30 protein-coding genes and 2 tRNA genes are annotated in these 25,291 nt (G+C 55.2%); 13 read left to right on the top strand and 19 right to left on the bottom strand.

Annotation, left to right across the window (positions count from 1 at the left end):
- Nucleotides 1–71 precede the first annotated feature (71 nt).
- Complete coding sequence (locus NKH51_RS01065; protein WP_425606708.1) at nucleotides 72–1,733, top strand: ATP-binding protein; 1,662 nt, start codon at nucleotides 72–74, stop codon at nucleotides 1,731–1,733.
- Nucleotides 1,734–1,816: 83 nt separating this feature from the next.
- Here the strand turns inward: NKH51_RS01065 and NKH51_RS01060 are convergent, their stop codons facing one another.
- On the bottom strand, nucleotides 1,817–2,077 hold the full coding sequence (locus NKH51_RS01060; protein WP_254763393.1) for a TM2 domain-containing protein: 261 nt from the start codon (nucleotides 2,075–2,077) through the stop codon (nucleotides 1,817–1,819).
- Between the two features lie 482 nt (nucleotides 2,078–2,559).
- Between NKH51_RS01060 and NKH51_RS01055 the strand changes: the two genes are divergently transcribed.
- Nucleotides 2,560–2,928, top strand: a complete 369-nt coding sequence (locus NKH51_RS01055) for a hypothetical protein (RefSeq protein ID WP_254763392.1) — start codon at nucleotides 2,560–2,562, stop codon at nucleotides 2,926–2,928.
- Between the two features lie 644 nt (nucleotides 2,929–3,572).
- On the opposite strand, the gene NKH51_RS01050 is transcribed toward NKH51_RS01055, so the two are convergent.
- Entirely contained in the window at nucleotides 3,573–4,301 is a 729-nt protein-coding gene (locus NKH51_RS01050) for a hypothetical protein (protein WP_254763391.1), read from the bottom strand.
- Nucleotides 4,302–4,531: 230 nt separating this feature from the next.
- On the opposite strand from NKH51_RS01050, the gene NKH51_RS01045 reads away from it, so the two are divergent.
- From NKH51_RS01045 to NKH51_RS01035, 3 genes are all read left to right on the top strand, one after another.
- Nucleotides 4,532–4,930, top strand: coding sequence for a hypothetical protein (locus tag NKH51_RS01045; protein WP_254763390.1), 399 nt, complete (start codon nucleotides 4,532–4,534; stop codon nucleotides 4,928–4,930).
- A gap of 41 nt (nucleotides 4,931–4,971) precedes the next feature.
- Nucleotides 4,972–6,099 carry a hypothetical protein gene (locus NKH51_RS01040; protein ID WP_254763389.1) on the top strand — a complete coding sequence of 376 codons (1,128 nt, stop codon included), beginning with the start codon at nucleotides 4,972–4,974 and terminating at the stop codon, nucleotides 6,097–6,099.
- An 82-nt stretch (nucleotides 6,100–6,181) separates the two neighbouring features.
- Nucleotides 6,182–6,631 carry a DUF5518 domain-containing protein gene (locus NKH51_RS01035; protein WP_254763388.1) on the top strand — a complete coding sequence of 150 codons (450 nt, stop codon included), beginning with the start codon at nucleotides 6,182–6,184 and terminating at the stop codon, nucleotides 6,629–6,631.
- A gap of 773 nt (nucleotides 6,632–7,404) precedes the next feature.
- Here NKH51_RS01035 and NKH51_RS01030 read toward each other — a convergent pair.
- From NKH51_RS01030 to NKH51_RS01015, 4 genes are all read right to left on the bottom strand, one after another.
- Nucleotides 7,405–7,848: a DUF6653 family protein gene (locus NKH51_RS01030; RefSeq protein ID WP_254763387.1), complete on the bottom strand. Its 444-nt coding sequence runs from the start codon at nucleotides 7,846–7,848 to the stop codon at nucleotides 7,405–7,407.
- 479 nt (nucleotides 7,849–8,327) lie between these two features.
- On the bottom strand, nucleotides 8,328–9,491 hold the full coding sequence (locus tag NKH51_RS01025; protein ID WP_254763386.1) for a tyrosine-type recombinase/integrase: 1,164 nt from the start codon (nucleotides 9,489–9,491) through the stop codon (nucleotides 8,328–8,330).
- Between the two features lie 100 nt (nucleotides 9,492–9,591).
- Nucleotides 9,592–9,662, bottom strand: a tRNA-Gly gene (locus NKH51_RS01020).
- A 103-nt stretch (nucleotides 9,663–9,765) separates the two neighbouring features.
- Nucleotides 9,766–10,473, bottom strand: a complete 708-nt coding sequence (locus NKH51_RS01015; RefSeq protein WP_254763385.1) for a class I SAM-dependent methyltransferase — start codon at nucleotides 10,471–10,473, stop codon at nucleotides 9,766–9,768.
- A 242-nt stretch (nucleotides 10,474–10,715) separates the two neighbouring features.
- Here NKH51_RS01015 and NKH51_RS01010 point away from each other — a divergent pair.
- Nucleotides 10,716–10,787 (top strand) — tRNA-Ala (locus tag NKH51_RS01010).
- Between the two features lie 114 nt (nucleotides 10,788–10,901).
- On the opposite strand, the gene NKH51_RS01005 is transcribed toward NKH51_RS01010, so the two are convergent.
- From NKH51_RS01005 to NKH51_RS00990, 4 genes are all read right to left on the bottom strand, one after another.
- Nucleotides 10,902–11,909 (bottom strand): tyrosine-type recombinase/integrase, encoded by a 1,008-nt coding sequence (locus NKH51_RS01005; RefSeq protein ID WP_254763384.1) that lies wholly within the window; start codon nucleotides 11,907–11,909, stop codon nucleotides 10,902–10,904.
- The gene (locus NKH51_RS01000) at nucleotides 11,906–12,586 is read right to left on the bottom strand and encodes a hypothetical protein (RefSeq protein ID WP_254763383.1); all 681 of its coding nucleotides are present in this window, start codon (nucleotides 12,584–12,586) and stop codon (nucleotides 11,906–11,908) included. Before NKH51_RS01000 ends, NKH51_RS01005 begins: the two co-directional genes overlap by 4 nt.
- 380 nt (nucleotides 12,587–12,966) lie before the next feature.
- The gene (locus NKH51_RS00995) at nucleotides 12,967–13,314 is read right to left on the bottom strand and encodes a hypothetical protein (RefSeq protein ID WP_254763382.1); all 348 of its coding nucleotides are present in this window, start codon (nucleotides 13,312–13,314) and stop codon (nucleotides 12,967–12,969) included.
- Nucleotides 13,311–13,784, bottom strand: coding sequence for a helix-turn-helix transcriptional regulator (locus NKH51_RS00990; RefSeq protein WP_254763381.1), 474 nt, complete (start codon nucleotides 13,782–13,784; stop codon nucleotides 13,311–13,313). Before NKH51_RS00990 ends, NKH51_RS00995 begins: the two co-directional genes overlap by 4 nt.
- A gap of 581 nt (nucleotides 13,785–14,365) precedes the next feature.
- Between NKH51_RS00990 and NKH51_RS00985 the strand changes: the two genes are divergently transcribed.
- Entirely contained in the window at nucleotides 14,366–14,677 is a 312-nt protein-coding gene (locus tag NKH51_RS00985; RefSeq protein ID WP_254763380.1) for a helix-turn-helix domain-containing protein, read from the top strand.
- A gap of 312 nt (nucleotides 14,678–14,989) precedes the next feature.
- Here the strand turns inward: NKH51_RS00985 and NKH51_RS00980 are convergent, their stop codons facing one another.
- A complete protein-coding gene (locus NKH51_RS00980; RefSeq protein ID WP_254763379.1) occupies nucleotides 14,990–15,544 on the bottom strand; it encodes a hypothetical protein in 555 nt (184 codons plus the stop codon).
- Between the two features lie 369 nt (nucleotides 15,545–15,913).
- Between NKH51_RS00980 and NKH51_RS00975 the strand changes: the two genes are divergently transcribed.
- A complete protein-coding gene (locus tag NKH51_RS00975) occupies nucleotides 15,914–16,537 on the top strand; it encodes a DUF8102 family protein (RefSeq protein ID WP_254763378.1) in 624 nt (207 codons plus the stop codon).
- Between the two features lie 3 nt (nucleotides 16,538–16,540).
- Here the strand turns inward: NKH51_RS00975 and NKH51_RS00970 are convergent, their stop codons facing one another.
- Nucleotides 16,541–17,722: a hypothetical protein gene (locus NKH51_RS00970; RefSeq protein WP_254763377.1), complete on the bottom strand. Its 1,182-nt coding sequence runs from the start codon at nucleotides 17,720–17,722 to the stop codon at nucleotides 16,541–16,543.
- 188 nt (nucleotides 17,723–17,910) lie between these two features.
- Here NKH51_RS00970 and NKH51_RS00965 point away from each other — a divergent pair, with 188 nt between their 5' ends.
- A complete protein-coding gene (locus tag NKH51_RS00965) occupies nucleotides 17,911–19,122 on the top strand; it encodes a DNA cytosine methyltransferase (protein WP_254763376.1) in 1,212 nt (403 codons plus the stop codon).
- 9 nt (nucleotides 19,123–19,131) lie between these two features.
- Here the strand turns inward: NKH51_RS00965 and NKH51_RS00960 are convergent, their stop codons facing one another.
- Nucleotides 19,132–19,719: a tyrosine-type recombinase/integrase gene (locus tag NKH51_RS00960; RefSeq protein WP_254763375.1), complete on the bottom strand. Its 588-nt coding sequence runs from the start codon at nucleotides 19,717–19,719 to the stop codon at nucleotides 19,132–19,134.
- Nucleotides 19,720–19,869: 150 nt separating this feature from the next.
- The gene (locus NKH51_RS00955) at nucleotides 19,870–20,127 is read right to left on the bottom strand and encodes a hypothetical protein (RefSeq protein ID WP_254763374.1); all 258 of its coding nucleotides are present in this window, start codon (nucleotides 20,125–20,127) and stop codon (nucleotides 19,870–19,872) included.
- A 291-nt stretch (nucleotides 20,128–20,418) separates the two neighbouring features.
- On the opposite strand from NKH51_RS00955, the gene NKH51_RS00950 reads away from it, so the two are divergent.
- The 3 genes from NKH51_RS00950 to NKH51_RS00940 all read left to right on the top strand — a co-directional run bounded on the left by NKH51_RS00950 (nucleotide 20,419) and on the right by NKH51_RS00940 (nucleotide 22,354).
- Nucleotides 20,419–20,820 (top strand): hypothetical protein, encoded by a 402-nt coding sequence (locus NKH51_RS00950; protein ID WP_254763373.1) that lies wholly within the window; start codon nucleotides 20,419–20,421, stop codon nucleotides 20,818–20,820.
- A 392-nt stretch (nucleotides 20,821–21,212) separates the two neighbouring features.
- Nucleotides 21,213–21,827, top strand: a complete 615-nt coding sequence (locus tag NKH51_RS00945; protein ID WP_254763372.1) for a hypothetical protein — start codon at nucleotides 21,213–21,215, stop codon at nucleotides 21,825–21,827.
- Nucleotides 21,828–21,952: 125 nt separating this feature from the next.
- The gene (locus NKH51_RS00940) at nucleotides 21,953–22,354 is read left to right on the top strand and encodes a CBS domain-containing protein (RefSeq protein WP_254763371.1); all 402 of its coding nucleotides are present in this window, start codon (nucleotides 21,953–21,955) and stop codon (nucleotides 22,352–22,354) included.
- Between the two features lie 115 nt (nucleotides 22,355–22,469).
- Here NKH51_RS00940 and NKH51_RS00935 read toward each other — a convergent pair whose 3' ends face one another.
- Entirely contained in the window at nucleotides 22,470–23,084 is a 615-nt protein-coding gene (locus NKH51_RS00935; protein WP_254763370.1) for a hypothetical protein, read from the bottom strand.
- Between the two features lie 245 nt (nucleotides 23,085–23,329).
- Here NKH51_RS00935 and NKH51_RS00930 point away from each other — a divergent pair, with 245 nt between their 5' ends.
- Nucleotides 23,330–24,169 carry an HNH endonuclease gene (locus NKH51_RS00930; protein WP_254763369.1) on the top strand — a complete coding sequence of 280 codons (840 nt, stop codon included), beginning with the start codon at nucleotides 23,330–23,332 and terminating at the stop codon, nucleotides 24,167–24,169.
- A gap of 134 nt (nucleotides 24,170–24,303) precedes the next feature.
- Here NKH51_RS00930 and NKH51_RS00925 read toward each other — a convergent pair whose 3' ends face one another.
- From NKH51_RS00925 to NKH51_RS18970, 4 genes are read right to left on the bottom strand one after another with little or no spacing between them, the layout of a single operon-like run.
- Complete coding sequence (locus NKH51_RS00925; RefSeq protein WP_254763368.1) at nucleotides 24,304–24,699, bottom strand: PIN domain-containing protein; 396 nt, start codon at nucleotides 24,697–24,699, stop codon at nucleotides 24,304–24,306.
- On the bottom strand, nucleotides 24,696–24,893 hold the full coding sequence (locus NKH51_RS00920; protein WP_254763367.1) for a DUF7557 family protein: 198 nt from the start codon (nucleotides 24,891–24,893) through the stop codon (nucleotides 24,696–24,698). Before NKH51_RS00920 ends, NKH51_RS00925 begins: the two co-directional genes overlap by 4 nt.
- A 49-nt stretch (nucleotides 24,894–24,942) precedes the next feature.
- Nucleotides 24,943–25,086: a hypothetical protein gene (locus NKH51_RS00915; RefSeq protein ID WP_254763366.1), complete on the bottom strand. Its 144-nt coding sequence runs from the start codon at nucleotides 25,084–25,086 to the stop codon at nucleotides 24,943–24,945.
- Between the two features lie 3 nt (nucleotides 25,087–25,089).
- Nucleotides 25,090–25,287 carry a DUF8053 family protein gene (locus NKH51_RS18970; RefSeq protein ID WP_486633424.1) on the bottom strand — a complete coding sequence of 66 codons (198 nt, stop codon included), beginning with the start codon at nucleotides 25,285–25,287 and terminating at the stop codon, nucleotides 25,090–25,092.
- Nucleotides 25,288–25,291 lie beyond the last annotated feature (4 nt).

Here is a 25,291-nt window from a genome sequence, read left to right as displayed (position 1 = left end):
CCCGATCAATTGATGGAATGCAGACCACTGCGTTCATTACAGCCGGTTCACAAGAACGTGAGAAGGATAGAATGATCTCGCCCGTCGAGATGTTCGCGGCCATCGTTCTGGATGTAGGTGCCGTTGCATTGCTGGCCTGGACAACTTGGTTCGCCATTAGATTGCGAGATCGGCCCAGTGCGCCCCCCTTCATTACCATTCTGGCCCTTTTGACGACCATGGGGATACTCTCGGTACTGGCAGAACTCCCCGGCATATCGGCAATTCCGTTTTTGTCACCGGTCATCGACTTCGGCCAACTCGGCGTCGGGATCATCATCCCGGGAGTGTGGGTCGTGTATGCGCTCAGTTACACCGGCCGAGGCACCGGTCTAACGCGGTGGCGCGTCGCCATGTTTCTGGGGATCGCGATCCCAATCATTCTGAGCGCCGTTGTCATCGCCATCCAACCCCCGATGTCTGTGACCAGACCACTGATCGCCTCGTTTTTCGGGACAGAGATCATGTTTCTGTTGGGACTGTTCTCATATGGGACATACCTCTTGCTCCGACACGGCTGGAACCACGCTCGCATCTCGAGGCTACAAATCGTGATCGTGGCTTCGATGGTCGCGGCACCGTATTACGCGGGCGGGGCGGGGAGTAGCGAACCCATCGCCGACGGCGTGACCGTCGGCCTCCTCGTTTCCAGCGGATTGGCCGCGATTGCAGTACGGCGCTACCCGGTGATGACCGGCTTTCCCAAGGCCGATTACGTCGCTCGAACACGCGTCGTTGAGGCGCTTCGGGAGGGAGTCGTTGTACTCGATTGGGAAGATCACGTGCTCGATGCCAACGCGACGATCGCGGAACTGTTCGATCGGTCTCCGGCGTCAATGATCGGCGAACCGATCCACTCGATCGTCGACGGACTCGAGGGGAAGGATCTCTCGGCAGGCGCTACTGGGACGGTCACTCTTCAGACGACGAAAGGGCGCCGACGGTTCCAGTTCAGCGTCTCGGCAGTCGATGACGCTAAAGCCGACGCCGAAGGGGAAACTGACCCGGTCGCTAGAATTGTGCTGTTGCGGGACGTGACCGACCGCCAAACGCGCGAACAGCGGCTCTCGGTCCTCAACCGCGTCCTCCGACATAACGTCCGGAACGAACTGGATGTCGTCCTCGCGTACGCCGATCGCATCGACGACGAAGACGTTCGGAGTGGGGTCCGAGACAGCGCGACTGACCTCGTCGAACTCAGTGACAAGGCTCGGAAGGCCGAAGGCGTGATGACTGCCAGTGCGGACTCCCCGGAACCAGTCGACCTTGTGGCCGTCGCGTCGGATGTCGTCAAAGAGTATCGAACTGCAGACCGGCCATGCGAAGTTTCGCTGTTCTGCCCAGACGAGCTGGTAGTTTCGTCGCATCAATCCGTCGTCCGACAGGTGCTATCGGAACTCGTGGATAACGCGGTCGAACACGCAGACTCTCCCCACGTCGAGGTTACCGTTCGGACGGGCCCCGACGGAGTTGCCGAAATCCGTGTCGCCGACGACGGTCCGGGGATTCCGGATCGAGAACGGAAAATTCTGGACGCCGGACCGGAGACGCAACTCGAACACGGGAACGGCATCGGACTCTGGTTCGTTAACTGGGCCGTCGCACAACTAGGCGGCGATCTTTCGTTTCGCGAGAACGATCCGACGGGGAGCGTTGTGACCGTCCGCCTCTATGATACCAGATACGAATTGTGACAAGCAGTGAAGAATAGTGGCGATCTATCCCGTGCCGCCTTTGAAGCGGCTGCGGGCTTGTGTGAATCGCCGGGCAGACTTACCTACCAGTCTTCGGTTTGGTCGTCTCGTTCGTTCTGGGCGTCGTTGATGATCTTATACACGTGGATCGGGACAACTACGATGCCCAGCAGCAGGTAATTGAGCGTCAGTAAGTTAATCACTGCCAGCTTCGTCCGGCCGACGTAGTAGTACGCGACCGGCGAAAGTACGAGTGCTAGCAGGACCGCCATCGGCGTAGATTTGTCTGCAATCGCCTGAGCTTGATGTCCGTTATCATCAGCTGGGGGCCTATTCTTCACCATTGGTGTCAGAGGGATTAATCGAGCGGCGCCGATAAAGCGCGTACCCGAATATGGTCGTAACTGCGACGATGCTCGCAATCCTCGTTTTGCTCACCTCCATGTCTAATCGATGGGCCGGTAATCAAATAGGTCCCGCCGCAAGATCTCAGCCCCAGAAACACCTGTGGATGGCCTCATTGAATTACTTTGGTGAGGGATATACGAGAGTACTGCCAGGGAAGACGGATGAAACTACTCGGAACAACGGATCAGGAGGGTAGTGTGACGACATTGGTGGGTGTGGATGGCCGGACATCAATTCCCTGTCTCAAGTGTTTCTCACCGAGAGAACCGACGTTCCTGTTTACCGCCGATCCAGTCTACTGTTTTGACGAGTGCCTATGACATCTCAGAAACCCGATAAAGGCGGTCTGACTACCAGACGAAAGTTGCTCGTGACAAGCGGAACGACGGGATTAGCGCTGACAGCGGGCTGTACGGCTGTGGCGGATTTCATCGGAGATCAATTGCTCAAACAGGTCAACGTGTTCAACGAAACCAGCCAGCCAGTCACTGGCTCCATCGTCATCGTGGATCCTGCTGGCGACACCGCTCTCGATCAAGAGTACGACCTCGCTCCCTCGGACTCCGAAAACAACGACGAACGGTCGGTTGCAGTATATGACGACGTATGGGGCAAGACGGGTGCATACGAGGTGACTGTCGAACTGGCCGACGTTGAGGCCAACGGGAAATCGCGAGCAAGCGAGACAGTCACGATCGACGATTCTGACGAGCAGATGCTCGCCATCGAACTCGGTTCCGAAAACATCGGCTTCCACGTCGGCAAGAGCCTCTCGGACTTCGAATAATGTGAATACGGCTCATACTCGATGTCTCCGAACCGTCGGTTTTGACTGCAGTCCACAATCGAACGGCATCAGCGGCTGTGCTCAGCTATCCACATCCAACCGCCCCGAAAGAGTGCTAATCGGTGGACTCTCGGGGACGCCCTTGTAGAAATACTCGTCGGCAGCACCCCGTTTCGACTGCTCACGTAGCCTTCATCATAGCATCTCACGTGCTCGCACCATTGACCCCCTCCACTCCTTTTCTCGCCTTCTCACTTTCTTCTCCCACCGCGAGAGCAGTCGCGGTAGTCAACCCCTCACTTCGACAACTAGTTCTGATTTGGGCGGCATCTATCGACGATTATCTGTGTTTCCTCGGTGTTTCTGGACGAGTTCACTAGCTTCCGCTCATTTCAGTAGTTCATAATGGTTCTTAACGTGAACGGATGTTCGGGTACTCTCTTGATCGTTCGGTACAGAGAGCCCACGAATCGCTCAGTACAGACGAAGTACTTCACAGCGTTCCTTGTACGCCATCCGATAGAGCCGGTATCATGGAGCTTTCAGACGCCCCATTGGGCATATCGATAACCGTGTATCAGTGGGTATGTTCGGTCCATCGCTGAGTTTCTGAGTTAAAAAGTAGAAACGCAATTACGTCTGCCTCAGTTGATACTAATCTCAAGATCGTCTGTCTGAGGATCTAAGCTGCCTATCCACGCCCTGATCGCCCCCATTGGAAGTAAATAGAGTAACAACCAGGCCCGTGAATTTAGATTGGTATCTATTGCGAATACGATACCCGCAAGCACGATGGTGATGGGAGCGGCCACATAGAACAACATTAGATACAATTCAACAACTGGAACAAACGCAAACTTAAGCGCGTCCGCCGGTGACCTGTGTTGATATGACCGGTTGACGATGAAGTAGCGCCAGACGCGCGCCAACTGAAAGAAAACAATGCTAGCAATCGCCAGTCCAACTGAGAAGGGAAGTCCCGAATCTAGACCGTAACTGGAAAATACAGGTATCATAACTGCCCCAATAAGGATACCAGCGGGAATAGCTCTGCCCAGAATGAATTTGATATTCCGCCAGTATACCGGCGGTATTAGCGCAATCGGCTGAAGTGGAGTGGGGTTATTATTCCAAGAGTCCCCATCAGGCTCATCCACTGGCTGTGGCGTGAACAACGCGACAGAAAAGAATAGGAGATTGATAATCGCTATCTCAAGGAGATATATAATAGCAATTTCAACGAGACTCCACTCAAACACAACCACACCGGTAATAAGTCCAAGGTTCAGAACGCACCCAGAAGCGAAATCACGGGACTCTCTGAGCACTCTGGGAACCGTTTTAATAACTCCCGTCCCACTGCTCTTTCCCATCTATCCACACATTTGCCCGGCAGCCATTTATTTCATAACCATTGGATTCGCTTGACCGGCATTAATTTTCGTTAATAAATAAGACAGGGAACTACAGTGCGCGATCCGAACAGACCGTTTTGGGCGAATCTTCCGTGTGAGATCTGCGCTCTGTATCTTACACGGCGATCCAAACATCAACTGAGCGGACGAATGACGCGATAGAGGATGGTGAGTGCGACGAAGCGGATGTGCTTCGTCAGGAGTTACTCCGTGATTTCGCAGAAGCGACTGATGCGGATACGGAAAACGTTGGGCAGATGTTCGGTGACGTGATTGAAGAAGTTCGTGAAGAGGAAGACGAACAAGAACTGCCGGGAAGTGAGGAAGACAAGGAACTGTATCTGTTGTTTGAGACGAATTACCCTGATCTCGAATTTCCCGACGATGCAGGGGAGGACAGTGACAAAATATCCGGGATAGAGAAGACACACATGGCGGCGCGGGTGATCAGGAAGTATAAGCATCGGTGGGGGATTAAGAACGGATTCAAGCAGATCCAGAACTTCCGTGTCCGTACCATGTCGATGAACCACGAGTACCGGTTCTTCAACAGTGTTTCTGGCACAGAGACTGTGCTCTTCGATTGATCAATGAACGGTCCTAATCCCGAAACGGAATGACTCCTCGCATGACGAGACGACGGTGCTTCAGTGGATTAGCGATCGCGGCCAGTGCCTCCCTTGGCGGCTGTCTCAGCGACGCTGCGAAAAACAACGATCAGGACGCAGATGAGCCGAGCAACGAATCTGGTCCCGACAGTGAGGAACAAACTTCATCTGACGACGTGCACGAGACGCCCGAGGAGACGCTCCGACAGTACATCAAGGCCAGCGTGGAAGCGGATGACCCGGCCGAAGTCGGTACGCACTTCCATCCCGTCCATCCCTTCCATCCGAACAACCTCGAGGACGAGAACGCCGAGGAATGGCTACTGGAAGACGACTCGGTTTCCGAGATTGAGACTGAGACCGTCGACCGGGACATCACGATCGAGACTATCCTTTCGGCCCCAGTCTTGCAGGCGATGAGCGTCGAACGCGACGCAGTTGCCGATGCGATCGACGGCGAGCGGACGGCGGTCGTTGACGTGACGGTGACGGACGAGAACGGTGTAACTACCGAATACAGCGCTGTGACTGTTACGGTTGATGGCGAGTGGACAATCCTCGCACGGGCGATCAGAGCGAGCGATGAATCCAAGGAATCAACTGATGAGTCCACTGAGCCGTCGTCGTTCGCTACACGTGTCGTCGAGGAAGTCACGTTTGACATTGAGGCAGACCGAGCTCGCGTTCACTTCGTCGACTCGCCGGTAGCCGATAGCGTCACCGTCAAGGCGGAGACTGCTTACTCCTCTAGGTCGTCGAGCACGCCAGACGTGATCGATTACTTCGACATCTCGCTTGATCCCGACGGTGACGAAGTGGTCGTAACAGCGACGATCGACGGCGAAACTCGTCTTGTCCACCGGGAGCAGTATCCGCCATCTGACCGGGTCGTGGATGGGGTTGTGTTCGATGGTCAACCCGACAACGCAGTATTCGACGCGGTTGCTCGGATCGAGTTCACAGGCCGGCAGACAGGCGATCGAATCACTGTCGCCTCGACAGTCCGAGGTGACGAAACATCGGTCGAACCCGCAGAAAATGTGACGCACCTCACCGTCGGCATCGAACCAGAGGGCGATGAAGTCGTCGTAACGCTGACGGACGGTGACAAACGCGAAGAAATCCATCGTGAGCGATATCATCCGTAACCGTGATCTTGGACCGACTCGCCGACGCTGTCTCTGTCTCGAAATGCAAAACACTAAACGTCAAGCAAAAGCACTTACAATCATGACACAAGTTAATTCGCTTTCGGAAAGATTGGACGAAGCATGGCAGTATGCACTCCTTGGCGGTCTCGCTTCGCTCCCGTTCACGGCCACCAGTTACTGGCAGACGGGATCCAAAATATCGCTCGGTGCAGTGTTCTTCGGTGGGATCCTCGCCGGGTTTCTAGCCAAGCGTAAGACTGGGACGAGTAGCGATGTCGGCGTCCGCGTTGGGATCATCGGCGGACTGCCGGCGGTCTGGTTGATCGTTGACCTCCTCGCCGCTTCGGGCGGTCTGGATGGTCCTTTGTGGTTCATCGCTATTGGACTTATATTCCTGATTGGTTTCGCGGCTGTAGTTACCGTGTTCGCGTTCGGATTAGCCGCGCTCATCGGCACTGCTGGTGCACGAGTTGGCGGTTGGCTTGCCGATTTCGGCAGTCGTCGTCGCCCGCCCGGTGCTGGCAGTTGAAATAAAACCATCTGAAGATATCTACTGTTTCGCGCCAGGGTGGATGCCACCGTGAGCCGATATCTGGACTCCAATGCACCGTCCTTGAAAAGGGAAGTCAAGTTGTCAGGGAAGAGTGAGAGATGTGCTCGGTTGTCGGGAGTACAGATCAGAGCGCTTCGGAGATACGAAAGAGGACATACCCTATGACGACGACTATCGGAAGAAAGAACGTACGGAGAGGATATTTGTCTGCCGCCACACATTCTGTCCAATGAGCAGTACAAACAGTCCCACCCGTCGTGTATACGAGTAAGCCGGAGACGACACCAAAGATAGCAACAAGCAAAGCAAACCGGTGTGGTGAAGAAGCCATAGAAATTTAATCAGAATCGATGAGATCCGGACGCCTTCATATTCTATACACCGTATGGAAGATTCGTATACAAGCTTCTGTGACAGACAGTTGTTATTAATCTGTCGGAGGACGTTTGATACGAAATTACATAAGCCGACAGTCGAGAGACCGGCAGAGAAACGTTTGAACAATCTGCCCGCTCATAACACACAGCGACCCCACCAGCCACTCAACAACCAACCGTCAGCGGAGGTACTAAACTAGACAGTGCCGGCGCGCGAAACGCCGACTCGGTCCTGAATTCCGTCACGATATGGCGGCCCATCGAGGAGAATCGTCAGCAACTCGCAGTTCGTCGAATCGAGACCACCGTACGAGCAAAGAAAGTATTTTGTTGGAAAACGAAAACGACGCGATTCACAGGGCAAAGCGTGAGCTAACGAGCATCGTACCGCCGGACGAGGGCACCGACAAACAAGAACTTGAGTCCCATCGAAAGCACGCCGGCGACAATTGCTCGGTACGGTTGTCGGCGGTACGCAGCGACGAGAGCGTAGGCCGACAAGGGAACGTTGAGTAGGTTGAGCACGTTCGGATACGACGCACTGAGGACCCCGCGATTCATCTCGTCGGTCCACCACTGCTCCGTCAGCACGACCCGAGTCATCCACGCGTCGTCGTTCTCCGGCGGAGCGAACAGGAGCGGATTGAGGACCGCGAACACGACAGCGCCGATTACGAGCCGCCAGTTCCGATGATAGATTCCGGTGAGAATGGCGGGCAACAACAGGGTCCGGCTCCACCCGCTTTTCGGATTGGAGTGACGGCGCCAGAAGATTTCTCTCAGATCAGCCAGAGGAGATGCTCTCTTAGTCGACATACATACAGTACGTCACAACATAACATAACCGCTCCCCACGTGTTACGGTCGATGACGCGGTGGCGCAGTTCGTTCAACGACGGTACTCGCTCTCGGAGTCCCACATCGAAGGGGTCTCTACGGGTTCAGCATCCACCACTGTCTCCCGTTCGAAATGGCCGAGCTGTCCGCGGCGATCGGAGTCGTGATGGGACCGAGATATTCCGGGCGTACACTTCCAAGACGAGACTCAAATCGGAGAAAATCTTCTCGATCGAGATGAGCGTGATGGGGAGCAGCCATCACTCAAACGCCGAGGAGTCGCCCGTCACACGATGGCACCCCATCATGTTCGGTGATCGTATCGCAGAGATTTTTCATGTAATCGGGTCCGGTAGTCTCTGCGTTAGCCAAGCACGACTGTGATCGTCGAGGGCGTTCAGTGGGCGGTGTACAAACACGTGGTCGTCGCAGTAGAACAACGGCAGCAGAAGGGGTAATCACTCCATCTGCTCGAGTGCCGCCTTTCGCTCCTCGATCGGCGCTCGATCGTACCGCAACGTGGATCTGATCGATCGATGGCGTAACTGTGCTGCGGCCGCTTTCACCGTCAATTCGTTCGCCATGTACGTCCCGACGCTGTGACGCATCGAGTACCACGTCAAGTCGCGGTCCTCCACTGCGATTCCGGCTTCCGCACAGATCTCTCGAAATATTCGGTTCAGTGATCCGGTCGAATACGGGTTTTCGAACCGGGTGAGCCAGAGTTGCTCGGTGTTCTCGTATTTCTCCCGACAGTTCCGTTCTTCGAGCCACCGTTCGACCGCTATCACCGTTCGATCCGACAAGCTACACCGCCAGTGATCCGTGTTCTTCGCCGAGTCTTCCTTCGGAATCCGCACTACGCTGTTCGTCGTGTCTATCCACGACGTCGTCGCTCGCCGCACTTCGATCGGTCGCAGTCCGACGTCCAGCGTCGTCCACAGTAGCGACGGGATCTTCCAACCGTTCGTGGCTTCCCAGTCGTCTACCGTCACGTCTTCCTTTGGCTTTCCCAATCGCTGTGCGAGGTACCGCCACCAGTGCTCGCGCTCGTCCGGCGTGATGGCGTCGTAATCGGGAATACCTCTGTATTCGAGCGCGGCCTCCCGAACGCGCTCCCGCTCGTTACGCGTGAGGAAATCGCGCGGGTTGTGTAGCGATCGCGATGCGAACGATAGTTTCGGTTCCCATTCGATCGAGTTACCGAACTCGTGTCGTTTCCATTTGAACAGTGTCTGCACCGCTTTCTGACAGCAGTGTTTGTAGCTCTGAGAGTAATCTGTCTCCGCTAACTCTTCCATCCAGGCGTCCGCATGCGTGGAGGTGATGTTCTCCGTGTATCGGTTCTCTGCCTTCCACGTTTTTCGGTAAAGCGTGTCGAGGCGGTACGCTCGTTGACGAGTCGTCGAACGGGCGTAGCCGATCGATCGCTTCGGATCTTTTCCCTCGGAGAGCATCCAGTCGACGAGCTTGCTCCGGTGGTCTCGGTAGGAAACGCGCTGTCGAGGATTGAGGTGTTTCGCTGACGGTTCGGGTACGAGGACGATGTTCTCGGTTTCTTCACTCATAGGTCGATGGACCGCGTACTGTCTACGTGAGGAAACCCGGAAGCAACGAACCACGTTTCGTCCAGTTTCGCGTGAAGCCTGTTCGTGGGTCGCTGGCTTACTGCACTGAGATAGTCTCCGCTCGAATGGACGCTGACGATGCGGAGAACGGTGATGCGCGGACCGGGATTTGAACCCGGGCCATGAGCTTGGAAGGCTCAGGTCCTGCCACTAGACCATCCGCGCGCACTCCCGAGTTTTCGTTCCACGTTTAAGGCTCTTCCTTTTCACCCTGACCGCCCGCAAGCGAATTGCCACCGGCCGTCGTTTCGCCGTCGAACGATCCCACTCACTCGCTCGCCGCCGCCCCCGCCACCGTCGCGTAACAGTTCCCGCTCGAGAGCTCCCACTCCAGCAGCTCGAGGTCACTGGCGACGAGGTCGGCCTCGAACTCGTCGGGTGCGTAGATGTGATAGAACCGCCCGACCGGCTCGCCGCCAGGGAGAGTCCACTCGACCGTCGTATCGAACCCGTCGGTCTCGTCGAACCGATCGTGAGCAGTCGACCAGGCGCTGACCAGCCCCCGGCCGTCGGGCGAGAGCACCCGCGCGAGTTCGTCCAAACTGTCTCGACGGGCTCCCTGCGTCGGGAGGTGGTGCAGCGTCGCGACGTAAACCGCAACATCGACGGCGTCGGCCGACAACGGCAGCGCTGCCGCGTCGCCCTGTATCAAATCGACGGCAAACCCGCGCTCGAGGGCCCGTTCGCGGCCCGTTCGGAGCAAGCCGCGGCTGACGTCGAGTCCGACGACGGACTCGAGGCGAGCGGCGAGCAGTTCGGCGTGGCGACAGTTGCCACAGCCCAGGTCCAGTCCGACGCCGGCAGCGCGGTCGGGCGCGTGCGTCGCAACGAACGACTCAACCTCGGGCCAGCCGTACTCCCGCGTTGACGCGAAATGGGTCGCGATCCGGTCGTAGGTATCGCGAACGTCGGCGCGACGAACGGATGCATCGCCGCTTTTCGTTCGGTCTCGACTCCGCTCCTGATCCCCAGCCATCGTCGGAGATGGTCGATAGACGCGCAAAAACGTTCCCAACCCGCGACCGGCCACGCGGCCGCTCAATGTCGACGACCAAAATCGCGCGGCGCGGTCGTCCAGCGATCACCACCCACACGATTTGCGACGGAACCGTGGGCACAGAGATGGGCAGCCCGCGACCGGAATGAGGGACCGTAACGGGGACTCGAGAAATTCGAGGGGTTTATCTATGCCCGACGGAAACTGTGGGATGCACACGAGGGCTCGTAGATCAGAGGTAGATCACTCCCTTGGCATGGGAGAGGCCCCGGGTTCAAATCCCGGCGAGTCCATTCGAAATTTGGCGCTTCAGGCCCTCTACTTTCCGAATTCCGTTCCCTAAGGGTATTCTGATGACTATCGATACGACAGTGCTGACAGCTGCTTGTGTGAGAGTCATGTTCCGGTTATAGGTCTTCGATAAAGTCGCGTCGCTGTTCCATCTTCTCACGGTCTGTACGGCGGTCGTAGTGGCGATCGAGGACTTCCGAGGACACGTCGCACCGATCGCTGACGATCTTCTCGGGAATGTCCTCGCGGAGCTGGTACGTGATCGCCCCGCGCCGAATCGTGTGCGGCGAGAGACTGCTCGGGCAGTCGTAGTAGTGACCGTATCCCGTGGCTTCGCAGTCCGCCGGATCGCGGTCGTGAGGACACTCCCCGACCATACAGGGCTGCGTAAGCCGGTACACCTCCGAGCGAATCTGTCCGGAACTCAGCCGGCCCTGGTCGCTCGTGACGAGCGGCTCGCGGCCGTGTTCGTCCACGACATCGTGGCGGTGGAAACGGATGTACTCGTCGAGGACATCGCAGTAGTAGTCGTCGAGCGCCATCGCCCGCTCGGCTGGCCCCTGATTCTTGAGCGGCGTGCCCGTGTCGGGCCGGTGCCGCAACCAAAAGCACTGCTCGTCGGGCTCGTAGTCCTCGAGGTCGACCGCGCGAAGGCTCCCGAGGCGGATCCCCGTGTGCCAGAGGATCGCCATGATGACGTGGTCGCGACTCGCGCGCTTGTACCGCTCGAGGTAGCCGATGATCTTGTGGCCACGATCGGCTTCGAGCATCTCGTCGCGCGCTTCGTCACCGCGGTCGACGTCCGGCAGTTTCACCCGCTCGCGCATCCCCGGTTCGACGGCGTCGATCGAGGCACAGAACTCGAGGAAGACGCGGAGCGTCGCGAGCTGCCCGCGGAGCGTGACGATGTTTACGTCCTCCTGTCGCCACACCCGGTATTGGTGGAGATGCCGACCGGTGAGATCGTTGAGGTTGTCGATCCCGACCTCGTTGCACCACTCGACGAAAGCGTCGAGCCGGTACTTGTGATTCTGGAGCGTCTTCTCGCTCACCTCGAGTTCACGGTGAGAGACGTAGAGGTCGACCGCTTCGCGTGGTGAGATCGGCTCGAGATCGTCGTTCATCGGTCACCTCCATCGGTTCGAACGGCTACCTCGTCGAGACTGGACTGGCCTTCACCACGAAGGTCCTCCGGCTGTGGTTGTTCCGCGTAGGGCGAGAACTTCCGCAGATCCTCGACGAGTTGAGCGGCGGCGCGTGCGGCGACGACCGACATCCGCTCTTTCCCTGGAGCGACATCGGTCCCGTTGGCGCTTTGGATCGGCGTCGAGTAGTCGATCGAATCGAGCAGTTCAGGATCCGCTCGGATCGCGTCGACTATCCCATCCGTTGCGCCGTATCCGAGTCCATGTAGGTGAATATCGGAACCAGCGACATCTCGAACGCACCGTGCGGCCTCGATCCGCGTTTCATCGCCGGCGTCTTTCACACCGCCGACAGCGTACACGTCGACCTGTCCCTCGAGTTCGAGAAAACACTCGTCGTGTGGCGGTTGGAGCGGAGCAATCACCTTCCCGTCGTAGGAGTGGTCGTCGTAGAGTTCGATACCCTCGAGGATTGCAGTGACCGTCTCGTCCTTGTCGTGCCAGACATCGGCGAGAACGACCATCTCTGCGTCCATCGCGTACGCCGTATCGAGTGCGTCCTCGTTGGTGATCGACTCGTCCTTGAACGATGAGTCGACGACGTAGCTCTCACAGGCGTTGCGATGGCGCTCGCTCGCTTCGTGGACAGGCTGCATCCGCCATGGCCAGTAGATACGAGCCCCGTCAACGGCGGATAGGTACAAGTCGACGTGAGCTGCGTCGAGGAGACGCCGCAGGTACTCATCGCGGATCATGACTCGAGTACCTCCACGGTATCGCAGTCATCGCAGAGGTAGCCGGCATCGAGATCTTGGCCACACTCTCGACACTGAGTCTGGTCGTTCATGCGCTGGCCCTCCGTGTGGCGTAGTTCCGGAGCCAGCGGAAGACACCGCCTCGTCGGAGTTCCCTGCCGTCTTTGGTACGGACGATGTGCTCGCCGGCATGATACTCGGTACAGCGGTAGCAGGACGCCTCCGTTGCGCCCCACGCGATCCGCCGAGCAGACCCTCCGCAGGTCCGGCAGGTGACCGCCTCAGGGTCGTCGCTCATCGTTCACCTCCCTCTCGTCGCGATCGCCGTCGTCGACGATCAGGTCCTCAAGGTCGCTCCGGTTGGCGCTGTGTTCCTCGTCGGCGAGTCCTTCAGTGAACGTCGCGACCTCATCACGGAATAGCCGGAAGAACTCGCGCGTGCTTTCCTCCGAGCGAACCTGCGAGTGCTGTTTCGTGATCGAGGCGACCATCGACTCGAAGATCTGGTCTTCATCCTCGAGTACGTCGATTCCGTCGGAAAGCCGCCGGTAGGCGAGCATCTTCTGGAAGCCACGCGTGTTGACGACGGCCTCAATCTCCTCGTCGGAGAGTTCCGTGACTTCGATCACGTCTCGTCACCTCCGTCGGTCGCAGCGATCTCGATCCCACAGGCGTCCGCGCGTCGATGAACGCTCTCCTCGAGCAGCGCCTCGGCTTCGGCCGTCAGCGTGTAGCTGTTTGTCCGCCCGTCGAGTTCGCCGCGATCGATGAATCCGGCATCGGTCAGGCTGTCGAGGTTCTGGTATAGTCGGCTGTGGCCGATCTCGCCGTAGTACTCCTCGAGGTCTTCTTCGATCGCGAGCCCGTAGGGATCCATCCCGACCGACTCAAACCCAGCGATCGTCTCGAGGATGTCTCGCTGGAAGCCGGTGAGGTCGCCCCAGGCGATGCCGCCGTCGGCCACTAGCTCGGGCTCGGCTTCGTAGTCCTCCGCGAGTTCGTCCGCGCAGTCCTCACAGACGTAGCCGTCGGGCGTGAAGACTTCCTTCCAGTTGGTGCAGCCCGGCGTATCGCAGGTGTAGGGGCTGCGTCCGTTCATCGGCTCACCCCCTGCACGTCGCGAGTGGTCAGGTGATCGTCGATCGCAGTGTTGATCGACGTCGCCGAACGCATCTCCTGGCCGTGGATTGCACCGAGGGTGCCGATAACCTCGGTGAGAACGGCGTTCTGATACCGCAGTTCACTGGCGATCGTCTTGAGTGCATCCGCTTGGCGCCGTGCCTCCGGCGAGCCCGACGTAGGTCCACCGTCGGTGCGGAGGTGCGCACAGGACTGACAAACCGGCTCGTTGCTGCCGGCGTCGTAGCCGTCCGCTCGAGCACCGCAGGCGCACCGAGCGTCAGACCTTTTGGAGGGCGATGCCTCTTGCCGTGCGTGGGGTGCATGCCCCACGGAAGTTCCGAGATTCATTCCAGATCACCGGAGCTACCTTCTGGGCGGCGCGCCAACGCCGCCCGGTCTCACATACCAACAAGAGTCATCTTCAGCCGAGTTGGTAGCTCCGTACAGCCACTGTTAGTCTAGTCTTGCATAAATGCAACGGTTAGTCATCGGTGCCTAATTATGTTTTTAGCAGTATATTCCGTATCATTAGGGCCATAGATACGTTTTTGGATCTTAATGAGACAATCTGGGACATGGATGACTATCTGGGACGATCGTATTCTGGAGATCATTCGAGACGAGGATGCAGGACGAGTAGGAGATCTCACCGACCGAGACGGGATTAGAATCTCTCAATCATCAGTATCCCGGAGATGCAAGAAGCTTGCAGAGCATGGTCTTCTCACTCCTCTCGGAAATGGGGTTTACACGATCACTGAACGTGGCGAAGCATATCTCGACGAGGAGTACGACGCCGAAAACGAGGTCTACCTCAATGGAAACGGCTCGAGAGACGGCCCCACTGCAAGCGAAACCTCTGAATCGTGACGAACCGAAAACCCGCCCGCTGGATGTGTACGCTCGACGAACGGATCCTTGAGCATCTCTCGGAAGATCCGTGGTCGACACCGCGGCATATGTCTCGAGCAGTCAATCTCACCGCATCGCGTGGGCGGGTCAAGGAGCGTTGTCAACTGCTTTCTCAGGTAGGACTGGTTGCCCCACTCTTTGAGGATAGTCACATGTACGAAATCACATGTGAGGGACAGGAATATCTCGATGGAGAACTCGATGTCGAGAATCGACCGAAACCGTCGCCTAAAATACTACGAGAATAAGGCCATAGGTTTGTTTCAGCGCCTATATCCGATAGAGATTGACCGCCTCACTTGTAAGTGTATAGCGGTACGCCTCATACCGGAAAGTTATCATCCCGTAGTCTCCTCGCGTAGCGAGACCTGGATGTTCCTGGATTGCTGAAACAGCGGTTCGAAGTGTTTTGACCGGATCGCCGGTTCGGAGTCGGTTTTCTATTCTCGCCGGCTCAATGCCGAACTCATCTTTGAGAACACCTCGATGAGTCACGCCACCATCTGCAATTGCAGGCGAATCGCTGGCATCAGTAGCGTGCATGTGGTCGATAAGTGCCTCAAGAGCGTCTTCCGCCGTATCTTCTACCTCTCCATTGATGATTTCGCCATCGGTTCCTAACCATTCTGCGATAGCGAAAGTACGCAGATCATCGGCTTCTTCTGGGTCAGACTCTATGAGCCCGACTTCTTGCAGATGATCTAGTGAGGTTTTTGGATCATAAGTCAGTAATAAACTGAGTTCTGCCTCAGTATCACTGGATTTGATTCCTTCGTGAGCGGGACCGATCCCTTCACGAAGGAACCCATGTGCGATCTCGATCATCTCTCCACTACAGTCTTTGCCTCCTTTCAGGAGGCGGATTACTCGTTCTACGTGTTGTCGACCCATTTTTCTGGATCTGCGACCATTCCAGTCGCTCGCGGATCTACCGCGAGGGGCAAAATCTATAATGAGTGGAATACAAGGTCCACTCGCAATAGATCGCCTTGCGGTTCTGCAAACCCGATCCGTAAGGTGATTTCTACGACCTGGGCAGCACCCGTCCTGTGTGGCAGCCGGTTGGGTGCTGCACAGGGCGATTCAACCTGTTTAGGCTATCCCTTCTTGAGTTACATCTGTTCTAACTACTATTACGTAGATTTATGTAATAAGTCTTCGTCTGTGTTAGTACAGACGTCTGGAGTGATACCGATGACTAATAAAGATAATGGGAGCAATCGACGGAATACGGGTATACTTACAGCTAGAGATGAAGAGGTATTAAGTGGCGACTCTGACTTGACGCGAAGCGCAGAAAGAGACGCTAAATACAGAATAAGAGAAAAAGTGAAACAATCGTTTGAAGACTTGTCATTTGTATTTGATAATATTGGCGAAAAAGACAGAGAGTTAATATTCGATGATTTACTCAAACAGGAAGTCGATCACATTGCAACGACGCTTGCGCTCATATATATGGGAATTGAGGATTCGTCTGTTGACCGAAAGAATCCCGATGAATTGTTTATGGAATCGCTTGGGGTGTCATACTACCTTTGCACAAATGAACGGGGTGAACTCTACAATGTTGATCTCAATATTGACGTAGAAAGAACAAAACCAGATGAAGAGAGACTATTTAGGAAAATAAAGAGAGGAGATGGGACCTATGCAGATTTTGTACACCTTCATACCATGGGTTCTGTTGAAACTCTTTATGAGTACGTTATCGAAGAAGACACAGTAGTATCGATTAGCATGTTAGGTTCGGAAACCGATTATGAGATAACTCCGAGAATCGCAGAGAGGAGACTGGATTCAGATGAAAATGAGTAGAGATTAGTTTTCGCTGTCGAGATGAGCCAACGCAGAATTATTCGGATCAATATCTTCTACGAACCGTAGCAGTCGCCGTGTTGCCGTCGGGTTCTCTTCGATATGCTCGAGGAAGTGAACCATCCCCTGAAGCGCGACATTCTGTTTGTGGTAGTCCCAGGTTCGGAGTTGAATTCGGAGGTCCGTATCAGTGATGACCTTCACGCCCTCCTCCTGTAGGGTTTCTCGAGCGTCTGCTTTGACCTCCCGACAGACAGCGATCGAGATCGTAGTCGACCGCTCGGCTAACTTCATCATAGTACCGAGTTCGGTGTCGATATTCGACTCGTCGATGACTCGGTCCTTCGCTTCGACCGAGATCATGAGGTCCGGGCCATGATAGCCGTCGATGTCCCCGAACCGATGCTGTCGTGAGGATCCCGTTCGGACGCTACTCGCTCGGAGTGATAGATGCGTCCACTCGGCCGTCGCGTAGCCGTACACCATCGCCTGGTAAGCCAGCCCGCCCATCTCGTTGTCGTCTTTTCGCTCGTAGTCGTTGAGGATCTCGAGGAACGGCTGTGAGAACGCGGGCTCCCGTCTCGGGTAGTCCTTCGACTGCAGGCGATCGAGCCCTAGCTCGATGATTCGCTCCGCTGCTTCTCGGCGTCCTGCTCTCGAGAGGGCAAACGACGACTCGAGGACCTCGATGTGGTCTTTCCAGTTGCCGGTGTAGTGGCCCGGAGCGTTCGGAAAGTTCGTCCGGCTCATTGTCTGGTGGAAGAAGTCACCGATGTCGTTGATACATCCCCGAATTCCGACCTCATGATCGTTGTACCGGAGCGAGAGGGTGTCGAGGTTACGGCCGGTCCGATAATCAACGCCCTTCTGTTCGTACCGCGGGAGGATGTCGTCTTCCCAGTTGAGGTCCGGCTGGAACTCCGCAAGCCACGGATCCGCCTGCGAGAGGTCCTCGACGGACAAGATGAAAGAGAGCGCAAGACCTAGATAGCCTTTCCCGCGCTCGTCGTAGATGTTCCTGGTTCGATCGACAAGTTCCTCAATCTCGTCGGCTTCGTCGACCGATGACTCCTCGCTATCGTCCTCACTGTAGTCGAGGAGACGTTGATCGAGGTCTACGTCGAAGTAATCAGAGAGAAACCCGTCGATCTTTTCCTGTTCGTCGTCCGTGATGTCCACGCTCATTCTAATATCTCCCCCTCGAGAGGTCTGCCACTCAACCCGCCTCCGGTATCGCCTTTGGAAACGAGCTACAGTCGTAATGTGTACTTCAATAATACATCCGCTAAAGAACTTTCCATCGAAATACCACTTTTGGTAGAGCTATCGAGAGGGCGAATGATTAAATACGGTTAAGCAGCAGTCTCTATTAGATGGGTGACCGGACTCTTACCTACGTTGATTTATTTGCCGGCGCAGGAGGGCTCTCTATCGGGTTGGAGAGAGCCGGCTTTGAATTGGAACACGCCGTCGAGGTAGACGAGGACGCGAGGTCTACGTTCGCGAAGAACCGAGACGGTCTAAAGCCGGACGATATCACGAGAGATATCCGGGATGTTGGTAACCATGAAATCGTCGACCTCGTCGGTCAGGACACGATTGATTTGGTCGCGGGTGGCCCCCCGTGTCAGGGGTTCTCCGAAGTCGTAAGCCCCGACGGCTCCGACGATCGGAACCATCTCTTTACGAACTTCATCAGCTGGGTGAACGAACTCGAGCCCGACGCGGCGCTCTTCGAGAACGTCCGCGGCATCCAGAATACCGCTGACGGGAAGTTCCTCGAAGCTGTCGAGAAGTCGTTCGATCTGATCGGCTACGACGTGACCCACAGGGTCGTCAAAGCATCCGACTTCGGCGTCCCACAGCACCGACGTCGACTTGTCGCGATCGCGACGAAAAAGGACATCCGAGAGCATCCGTTTGACGGGTTCGAGTTGAACCCAGTGCGGACGCCCGGCGTAATGGACGGGATCGGTGACCTTCCGGAGGTCGGTCCCGGCGAAGAGATCACGGAGTACGACGCAGAGCCCCAGACGCTTCTCCAACAGGATCTCAGAAACGGTAGCGAGGAACTGTCTGCTCACATCGCTGCGAGCCACTCGGATGACATGGTCGAGATGATTTCTCACATCCCCGATGGGGGGAACCGAACGGCCATTCCCGACGAGCTACAGCCTTCCTCCGGCTATCACAACTCCTACTCTCGTCTCAGTTCGGACGAACCGGCGGTCGCGATCACGTCGAATATGTCGAAACCCTCGAGCGCACGGTGTATTCACCCGTTCCAAGATCGTGGACTCACCCCTCGCGAAGGCGCGAGGCTCCAGACGTTCCCCGATACGTACCGCTTCGACGGCGGCCTCGTCTCGATTCGAAAGCAGATCGGCAACGCGGTACCGCCGTATCTCGGCGAGGCTCTCGGCTACTATCTCAGAGAGAGCATCTATGGCGACGAACTCACCGAGACCGACCGAGAGCGAATCTACGAGCTGCGGTGTGGGGCCATGACCCCGGACGAATTCAGTGACAAGCGGACGGAGATCGGTGGCTACGCCAAACAAGCAACGCTGGATTTCGCGGACTGAACGAGGTTCCTACAGCCAGTCTACTTTTCCTCGCTCTCGCTGTTGCGCCTCGGGGCTGTAGCTACCCCGATAATGCTCGAGGAAGGTCTCGAGGTCGTTCCATCCGCCCCAGTCACAGACCAGGAGCGGATCAACATCGTCGGAGGCGAGCGCGGTCGCCCAGGTACGGCGGAGATCGTGGAAGCCGAGATGGTCCCACCCAGCGTCTCCCGTCTCGTCGTACAGTTGGTCGGCCGCCGATCGAACCCATCGTCGGAGTGACCGCGTACTCGTGATCTTGACGAGCGACGAGCTGGACGGTGCGTCGCGTACGTCGTCGACCGTCCGGATAGTCGTCGCGAGATCTCGCGGGACCGGCGTCTCACGGAACTTGTCTCCCTTCCCGTGCCACACGCGGAGCATCGTCCCGGCGTCGGTATCGACGATATCCTCCGGCGCAACGTCGAGGACCTCGTGTGAGCGGAGCCCGCACCGCGCCCCAAGTGCGAACGCGATCCGCTGCTGGGTATCGTCGGCAGCCTCGAGCAACTGTTCTACTTCGTTCTGGCTAAGCCAGACCTTCATGTCGTCGCGGTTCTCGTGCTGTTGCAGATTCATGCGTCCGGGTTACCTGCATTCCGGACAAAAAACGCCAGCAATCTAGTTCTTTCGGTGGTCCTCAAGGGGGAGATCGGGCTAATTCTGTCCGACTCTGTCCGTATTCTCGGACGCACCTCTATACCAAGGCTTCTCGGTCTAGATCATCGATTACTCTTTTAGGAAGTCCACGACCTTCGAGAGAACTTGACGCTCTCGAGTCGTAAGTTGTGGCCCGTAGCTCATGAGTCGTTGGTCTTTCCAGACCCACCAGCGCTCTGTCCCATCGTTCACTAGAACCGGCTTATAGTATTCCGTTCCATCTTCGTCTTCTTGTTCTAGTCCAACGAGGTGCTGCCACTCGCCGTTCACATACTTCTTATCCATCCAATCCGGAGCTTCGAATCGGAGCATCATTGTTTCAGTCATATCGACCGCACCAGGCTATGATCGGATTTGGCTTAAACAAGAGTATTAGTCGATAATACATTCAGCGATGGGTTTATAAGCCAAATCTACCGGTGTATATCAGGGAGTCTAGTCTTCATCGATTTCTCGGACATAGTTGGGAAGCAAAATATCTCCTTCGAGACCATGATCGAAGTTGATCCTGTCCGAGAGTACGGTAGTTCTCGGACACAGAACTTGCGGTTCGTACTCACTACGAGTCTACTGGATAATCAGGTATATTTAAACAACTGAGATTAAAACAGCAGGATCATGCTTACCGAAATCGGTATCGCGGTTCTTGCTGGATTTTTCGGGGCCCTCGTAAAAGATTTTATCGTGAGGCCACTCCGTGGATATCGACAAGTACGGAAGAAAATCGCAAAGGATCTAATTAAATATAGCCACCTAATTTCCTCCCCGGGTGCCGGAAAGAAAAGCAGAATTGACGAAGCACGCTATGAATTGCGGGATGATGCTGCTGAACTCAGAGCAGTTATGGAAGATCTTCCTGGTTATGTCCTCTGGTCTCTTTTTTGGGTGCCTGCCCCCTCAACACTTGAACGTGTAGAAGGTCACTTGATTCGACTCTCAAATTCGGTTCATAGCGGAGACCCAATCAGAAATGACGAAGACAGGGAAAAAGTCAAAGAGTTACTGAATATTGGTGGTTGAAGCCTTAGATGATAGTGGCTTCAGTCCGAATCAATAACAATTCCCGGACAATTAATTCCTCCCGTTCAGTCTACTGATCAGCAAGCCCTATTTTCGCTGATCTACCCATAACGAGACGTGGTCTCCTCTTACTGGCCAAACGATATGTGGAAATACTTAGTTCATCAAATGGAAGTCGTCAGGATATGAATAGAAAAGTTCTCTATGGGATATTCTGGTTTGCGTGTATCTCAATTCCCCGTTTTCTTTTGGCTAGCGCGTTGTACGGACTTTCGATAATTTCGAGGCAAGTCGGCCGAATAGGGTCGGTCGTACTCTTTCGAGGCATTCCATATCTTCCAGTTCGGGTTATGCTGTCACCGGAGAGTGCTCGGATGCTTCGAGATGATTTTATGACTGTAATGGACGGGGTAGCAGAAGCACTCATCGAGAAGCATTTCGGTGAAGGACATACGCAGGAGCTGGTTAGTCAGAACCTTCGAAATGGTCTTGAGAGCGGGAAGTTTGTGGAATCAGAAAAGTATAATATTGGAGAGTTTGGCGTGAGTTTGATGCTCACTTTTGCAGCACTCGGTCTGGTATACTTTGAGGTTCCAACGGGTCTTGCAGAGGCTCTTTCTTTGTGGATTGCCGGCGCAACGTTCATTCTATTGCTCGCTATCAGTACCCGAACTTTGTTGATTGATCTTCTCGCGTATGAAGAGCCAGCTCAGGGATCACTCGTTGAGAATACCAAACGGCTCGCTTGGAATGGTTCTTTTTTATCTGACCTCTATCCTCTCACGACGCTCCTTCTGTTGAAGTCAACACGCATTGCTGGTGATGATCTGTACCGTCTCACGGCCTATTCGTTTGGGGAGGGTATGGAACGGGCCATCAGAGAAGACGTGTCTATGATGCGTGTGTTTGCTGGAACTTTTCTGGATGGGTGCTGGTGCATCCTCTTTGATGATGAACTCCCGAAAGAAGTACCTCCTGCTGGAGAATTCACATATCTAAATCAGTAGCTCTTGTCCGACTCTACTGTGATTCTCGGACACCGCGCTCGCGATAACTACAGATGCTTACCCCGCAGCGTTAACCCTCTTCAGGAGGTACGAGTAGTATGATTGGCCAGATCGTCGGTGATGTGATGACAAAGTCAGTTCGAACGATTCCGCCGGAGACGACAGCCTGTGATGTGGCGACACTGTTCGCGGAACAGGATACCGGCTCGGCAGTCGTGGTCGATCCCGAGACAGGTGAGTACAGCGGTATCGTCACTAAGTCCGATATCATGCAACAGGTGGCAGCGGGGGCTGATATCGAATCCGTTCGTGTCGCTACGTTTCTGAGTACGCCACTCGTCACGATCGACAGCACAGAGGACATCCATACCGCGGCCATGCTGATGAAAGAGCACTCGATCCAGCGACTCCCGGTCACCGACGATGGCGACCTCGTCGGCGTCCTCACAACGACTGACCTCACACACTATCTGCCTCGCCTCAGGAACACGATCCTCCGTAGACGAAACGACCTGACCAGTCAGTGAGATCCCTGTACTTACTGGTGACTCGAGATCGTCCGTCCGACCCTGTAGCAGTTCTCAGACAAAGAGACTTGCATCCTGGTAGCCGTTAGGTGAGAGACTCACTAAACTGTCCCACTCAGATTTTTCCGCCAAGTACCCAGAGGGCACGGTCAATTTGTCGTAGACTGAAGGTGTTGTTGAGATCGTCTTGTATCTGTTTGCAAATCTTGACATAGGTTGGGTAATGTTTTCGGGTCGCCTTCTGGTGTTCCGTCCACTGATACTTCTCATCAGCAGAATTAGCAAGCGCTGCCAAAGCTCGTTCATCCATAACCGTATATTCCTCTGGCTTCCAAAAGGTGAGAATCACAGATGCCATTGCCGGCCTAACACCCTCAAGGCATGTGAGAACACCAATCTGATCCTTGAAAATCGTATTCCTGCTCTGAGGTGAACATTCTGGAACCCAGCTAAAGGCTGCACGAGTAATTCGCTCTATTCTCTCAGCGGAATTCTTTTTAGCATGGTTTGACCAGAGGCCGGCCCACTTCCAGCGGGTAAGAACTTTGAAGTCTTTTGGCTGTTCAATACAGCCACTGTTTTGGAACTGCGTCGGAAATCTCCGTAGGATTTCCTGTTCTTCTGCCCATCGATGATCAACGTCAAGCTCTAATGGAGATCTGTTCTCCTGCGTCTGACGATATTCATAGCAACTGTTTTTGATCCGTTCTGTTGTGAACTCAAGCCCCATTGTATTCTATATCGTTGTGTTGCCTCCTTAATGGGTATGGCCGCGCAGGAGCCTGAAAAATAGGAGTGACAGACTCGGCATAGTGTTACCCTATGTTGGAACCTGGTTCCCGATTGCTTGTCCGATTTTTAGTGAATTCTCGGACACACTTCTCTGGTCTCTAGTAGATAATTCGCAGACTCGATTTGCCGGAGTCAAGTAATATCAGCAGAAGTTATATTTTGGTTGAATCTATCCTTTCTCTCATGGGCGTTGTACGGCGAGAGGGAGAATGGCGACTTGAGAAGGTTGAGGAGGGGCTCTACGATGTAACATACGATAAGACTGTAGAGGCTAATATCATTACTTCTGACTATGAACCCGCTGTCTTCAACGATCGATCTGCTATCGGCGTGCCCAGTTATGAGGCAGACTCTCCTTCAGAAGCTAAAGATATATTTGATGAAATAGTCGCAAATGGATCTACCTCTGCAATCAGTAGCTTCGGACCGGCTGTTGACTCTAATATCGAAAATAGAGGAGCAGAACTCAGATATTCTGGAGGCGAAGTCGATGAAAATCTCGCTGATGCGCTTGAGGATCTTCCACCAGGAGGATTTGCACTGACATTATCACTAACCGGTCTGATTGTCCTCTATTCATCTAGCTTTACCGTTGGATCACCAGCGTTCTATCTCGGTAGCGGGATGGTGATGGTCGGGGGAGCAATTTTCGGTTGGGCTGCCGTGCTGTTCTCTACAAGCGGAGCAGGTGAAGCATGGGATTTCCTCACGACGGTAGATAGCGATGAGGAATCAAGTACCACGAACAGTGAATCTAATGGGGAGACTAAACGGACACCGCCTGCACCACAATCACTGAAGGATGAGTTGTATTTTGATCGAGCTGATCAACAGTGCGAGTGGTGTGGTGAGCGTGTTGATCAACCAGAGGTCCATCATATCGAACCACGTAGCGAAGGCGGTCCAAATAAGCCATCCAACCTGATTGTTCTGTGTCCCGGATGTCACGCGAAAGCCGACAGAGGCGGAATTTCAAAGACAAAGCTTCGCTCAAAAGTTCGGCGACTTACTGAATCGACGTAGTTGTACCTAGCAAATTCTGGTGTCCTCGAAGCCCAGTTTTGTCTCTACAGAACATGAAAGACTGAGTCGTTCGTTCAGATATTGGCCCCTATCCCGCTTGAAATGTCCTCGAGGACCGGCTTCGCGGACAGGGATCAATCGTCCCGAAGATTCGTCACTTCCATTTTCGACTCGAGCGCGGCCGTCTGAAAGTCCGAATCCGCAACGACGAGGTGATCGCCGGTCGAACGGGCGGTCGCCGCGATCATCAAATCGCGAACGGCCATCCGGTCGCCATCGGAGAGGAGTTCGTCTTGTAGCCGAGCTGCCTCGAGCGCGATCTCCTCGTTGAACTCAAGCGAATGGACGCCGCCGAAGTGCTGGCGCTCCGCCCGGAGATCGGTGTCGCCGCTGCCGAGCGTTCCGGCGAGGACCTCGTAGACACAGATCGCCGACGTGAGGTACGGTTCATCTTGTGATTCGACGAATGCAACAGTTTCATCGACGCCCTCGAGCATGTCGATGATGACCGACGAATCGAGAAACGTCATCGCTCGAAGCTCTTACGCGATCGATCGATAGCGTCGCGGGCCCGGTCGGCGGTATCCGAATCCCATGCACCGACGGTGATCGGCTCTTCGTCGCTCGCCAATCGCTCGAGTAACTCGTCGAAACTCTCGTCGTCGCGCTTGAGGCGGTCGAGTTTTGCTTTCGTCTCGTCCGAGACACGGATGGATGTACTCATATGTATGCATCGTGTATGCAGCGGCTAAGAAGTTTCGCCGCGAAATCGACTACTCGTTGGCTAAGGCGTCGTAGACATCGCGGTGGCGGTCCATATCTCGCTTGACGATAAATCGGAGCAGTCGCTCGCGGACCTCGTTGGAATCCATATCCTCGAGTTCATCGTCCTCTGGAAGAGTGGGCTGATCGGTCACGTTCTATGCCTCCAGCTTCGGGTAATCATTCGGATCGATCACGGAAACTTCCCACGTCCCTGCATCTGTCTGCGTCACCCGCACTGGCTGATCTTTCACGTTCCCCTCTTCGTCGACCAATCCAAGCGCCCGAAGCTCGCTTTTCGGGAGTACAACACCGCCCGACGTACGACCAACTTGTGTCAACTGATGGATCGGCATGGCT

It is taken from the genome of Natrinema marinum (assembly GCF_024296685.1).
GTDB lineage: Archaea > Halobacteriota > Halobacteria > Halobacteriales > Natrialbaceae > Natrinema > Natrinema marinum.
The sequence above is the reverse complement of the archived record's forward strand: the minus strand, read 5'-3'. Positions and strand labels throughout refer to the sequence as shown.

What these genes read in the sequence shown, in the direction of transcription:
- NKH51_RS01065 (WP_425606708.1), top strand. Translation starts at nt 72, where the DNA reads ATGATCTCGCCCGTCGAGATGTTCGCGGCCATCGTTCTGGATGTAGGT.
- NKH51_RS01060 (WP_254763393.1), bottom strand. Translation starts at nt 2,077, where the DNA reads ATGGTGAAGAATAGGCCCCCAGCTGATGATAACGGACATCAAGCTCAG.
- NKH51_RS01050 (WP_254763391.1), bottom strand. Translation starts at nt 4,301, where the DNA reads ATGGGAAAGAGCAGTGGGACGGGAGTTATTAAAACGGTTCCCAGAGTG.
- NKH51_RS01040 (WP_254763389.1), top strand. Translation starts at nt 4,972, where the DNA reads ATGACGAGACGACGGTGCTTCAGTGGATTAGCGATCGCGGCCAGTGCC.
- NKH51_RS01035 (WP_254763388.1), top strand. Translation starts at nt 6,182, where the DNA reads ATGACACAAGTTAATTCGCTTTCGGAAAGATTGGACGAAGCATGGCAG.
- NKH51_RS01030 (WP_254763387.1), bottom strand. Translation starts at nt 7,848, where the DNA reads ATGTCGACTAAGAGAGCATCTCCTCTGGCTGATCTGAGAGAAATCTTC.
- NKH51_RS01015 (WP_254763385.1), bottom strand. Translation starts at nt 10,473, where the DNA reads ATGGCTGGGGATCAGGAGCGGAGTCGAGACCGAACGAAAAGCGGCGAT.
- NKH51_RS01005 (WP_254763384.1), bottom strand. Translation starts at nt 11,909, where the DNA reads ATGAACGACGATCTCGAGCCGATCTCACCACGCGAAGCGGTCGACCTC.
- NKH51_RS01000 (WP_254763383.1), bottom strand. Translation starts at nt 12,586, where the DNA reads ATGCAGCCTGTCCACGAAGCGAGCGAGCGCCATCGCAACGCCTGTGAG.
- NKH51_RS00990 (WP_254763381.1), bottom strand. Translation starts at nt 13,784, where the DNA reads ATGAACGGACGCAGCCCCTACACCTGCGATACGCCGGGCTGCACCAAC.
- NKH51_RS00985 (WP_254763380.1), top strand. Translation starts at nt 14,366, where the DNA reads ATGAGACAATCTGGGACATGGATGACTATCTGGGACGATCGTATTCTG.
- NKH51_RS00980 (WP_254763379.1), bottom strand. Translation starts at nt 15,544, where the DNA reads ATGATCGAGATCGCACATGGGTTCCTTCGTGAAGGGATCGGTCCCGCT.
- NKH51_RS00975 (WP_254763378.1), top strand. Translation starts at nt 15,914, where the DNA reads ATGACTAATAAAGATAATGGGAGCAATCGACGGAATACGGGTATACTT.
- NKH51_RS00970 (WP_254763377.1), bottom strand. Translation starts at nt 17,722, where the DNA reads ATGAGCGTGGACATCACGGACGACGAACAGGAAAAGATCGACGGGTTT.
- NKH51_RS00965 (WP_254763376.1), top strand. Translation starts at nt 17,911, where the DNA reads ATGGGTGACCGGACTCTTACCTACGTTGATTTATTTGCCGGCGCAGGA.
- NKH51_RS00960 (WP_254763375.1), bottom strand. Translation starts at nt 19,719, where the DNA reads ATGAATCTGCAACAGCACGAGAACCGCGACGACATGAAGGTCTGGCTT.
- NKH51_RS00955 (WP_254763374.1), bottom strand. Translation starts at nt 20,127, where the DNA reads ATGACTGAAACAATGATGCTCCGATTCGAAGCTCCGGATTGGATGGAT.
- NKH51_RS00950 (WP_254763373.1), top strand. Translation starts at nt 20,419, where the DNA reads ATGCTTACCGAAATCGGTATCGCGGTTCTTGCTGGATTTTTCGGGGCC.
- NKH51_RS00945 (WP_254763372.1), top strand. Translation starts at nt 21,213, where the DNA reads ATGACTGTAATGGACGGGGTAGCAGAAGCACTCATCGAGAAGCATTTC.
- NKH51_RS00940 (WP_254763371.1), top strand. Translation starts at nt 21,953, where the DNA reads ATGACAAAGTCAGTTCGAACGATTCCGCCGGAGACGACAGCCTGTGAT.
- NKH51_RS00935 (WP_254763370.1), bottom strand. Translation starts at nt 23,084, where the DNA reads ATGGGGCTTGAGTTCACAACAGAACGGATCAAAAACAGTTGCTATGAA.
- NKH51_RS00930 (WP_254763369.1), top strand. Translation starts at nt 23,330, where the DNA reads ATGGGCGTTGTACGGCGAGAGGGAGAATGGCGACTTGAGAAGGTTGAG.
- NKH51_RS00925 (WP_254763368.1), bottom strand. Translation starts at nt 24,699, where the DNA reads ATGACGTTTCTCGATTCGTCGGTCATCATCGACATGCTCGAGGGCGTC.
- NKH51_RS00920 (WP_254763367.1), bottom strand. Translation starts at nt 24,893, where the DNA reads ATGAGTACATCCATCCGTGTCTCGGACGAGACGAAAGCAAAACTCGAC.
- NKH51_RS18970 (WP_486633424.1), bottom strand. Translation starts at nt 25,287, where the DNA reads ATGCCGATCCATCAGTTGACACAAGTTGGTCGTACGTCGGGCGGTGTT.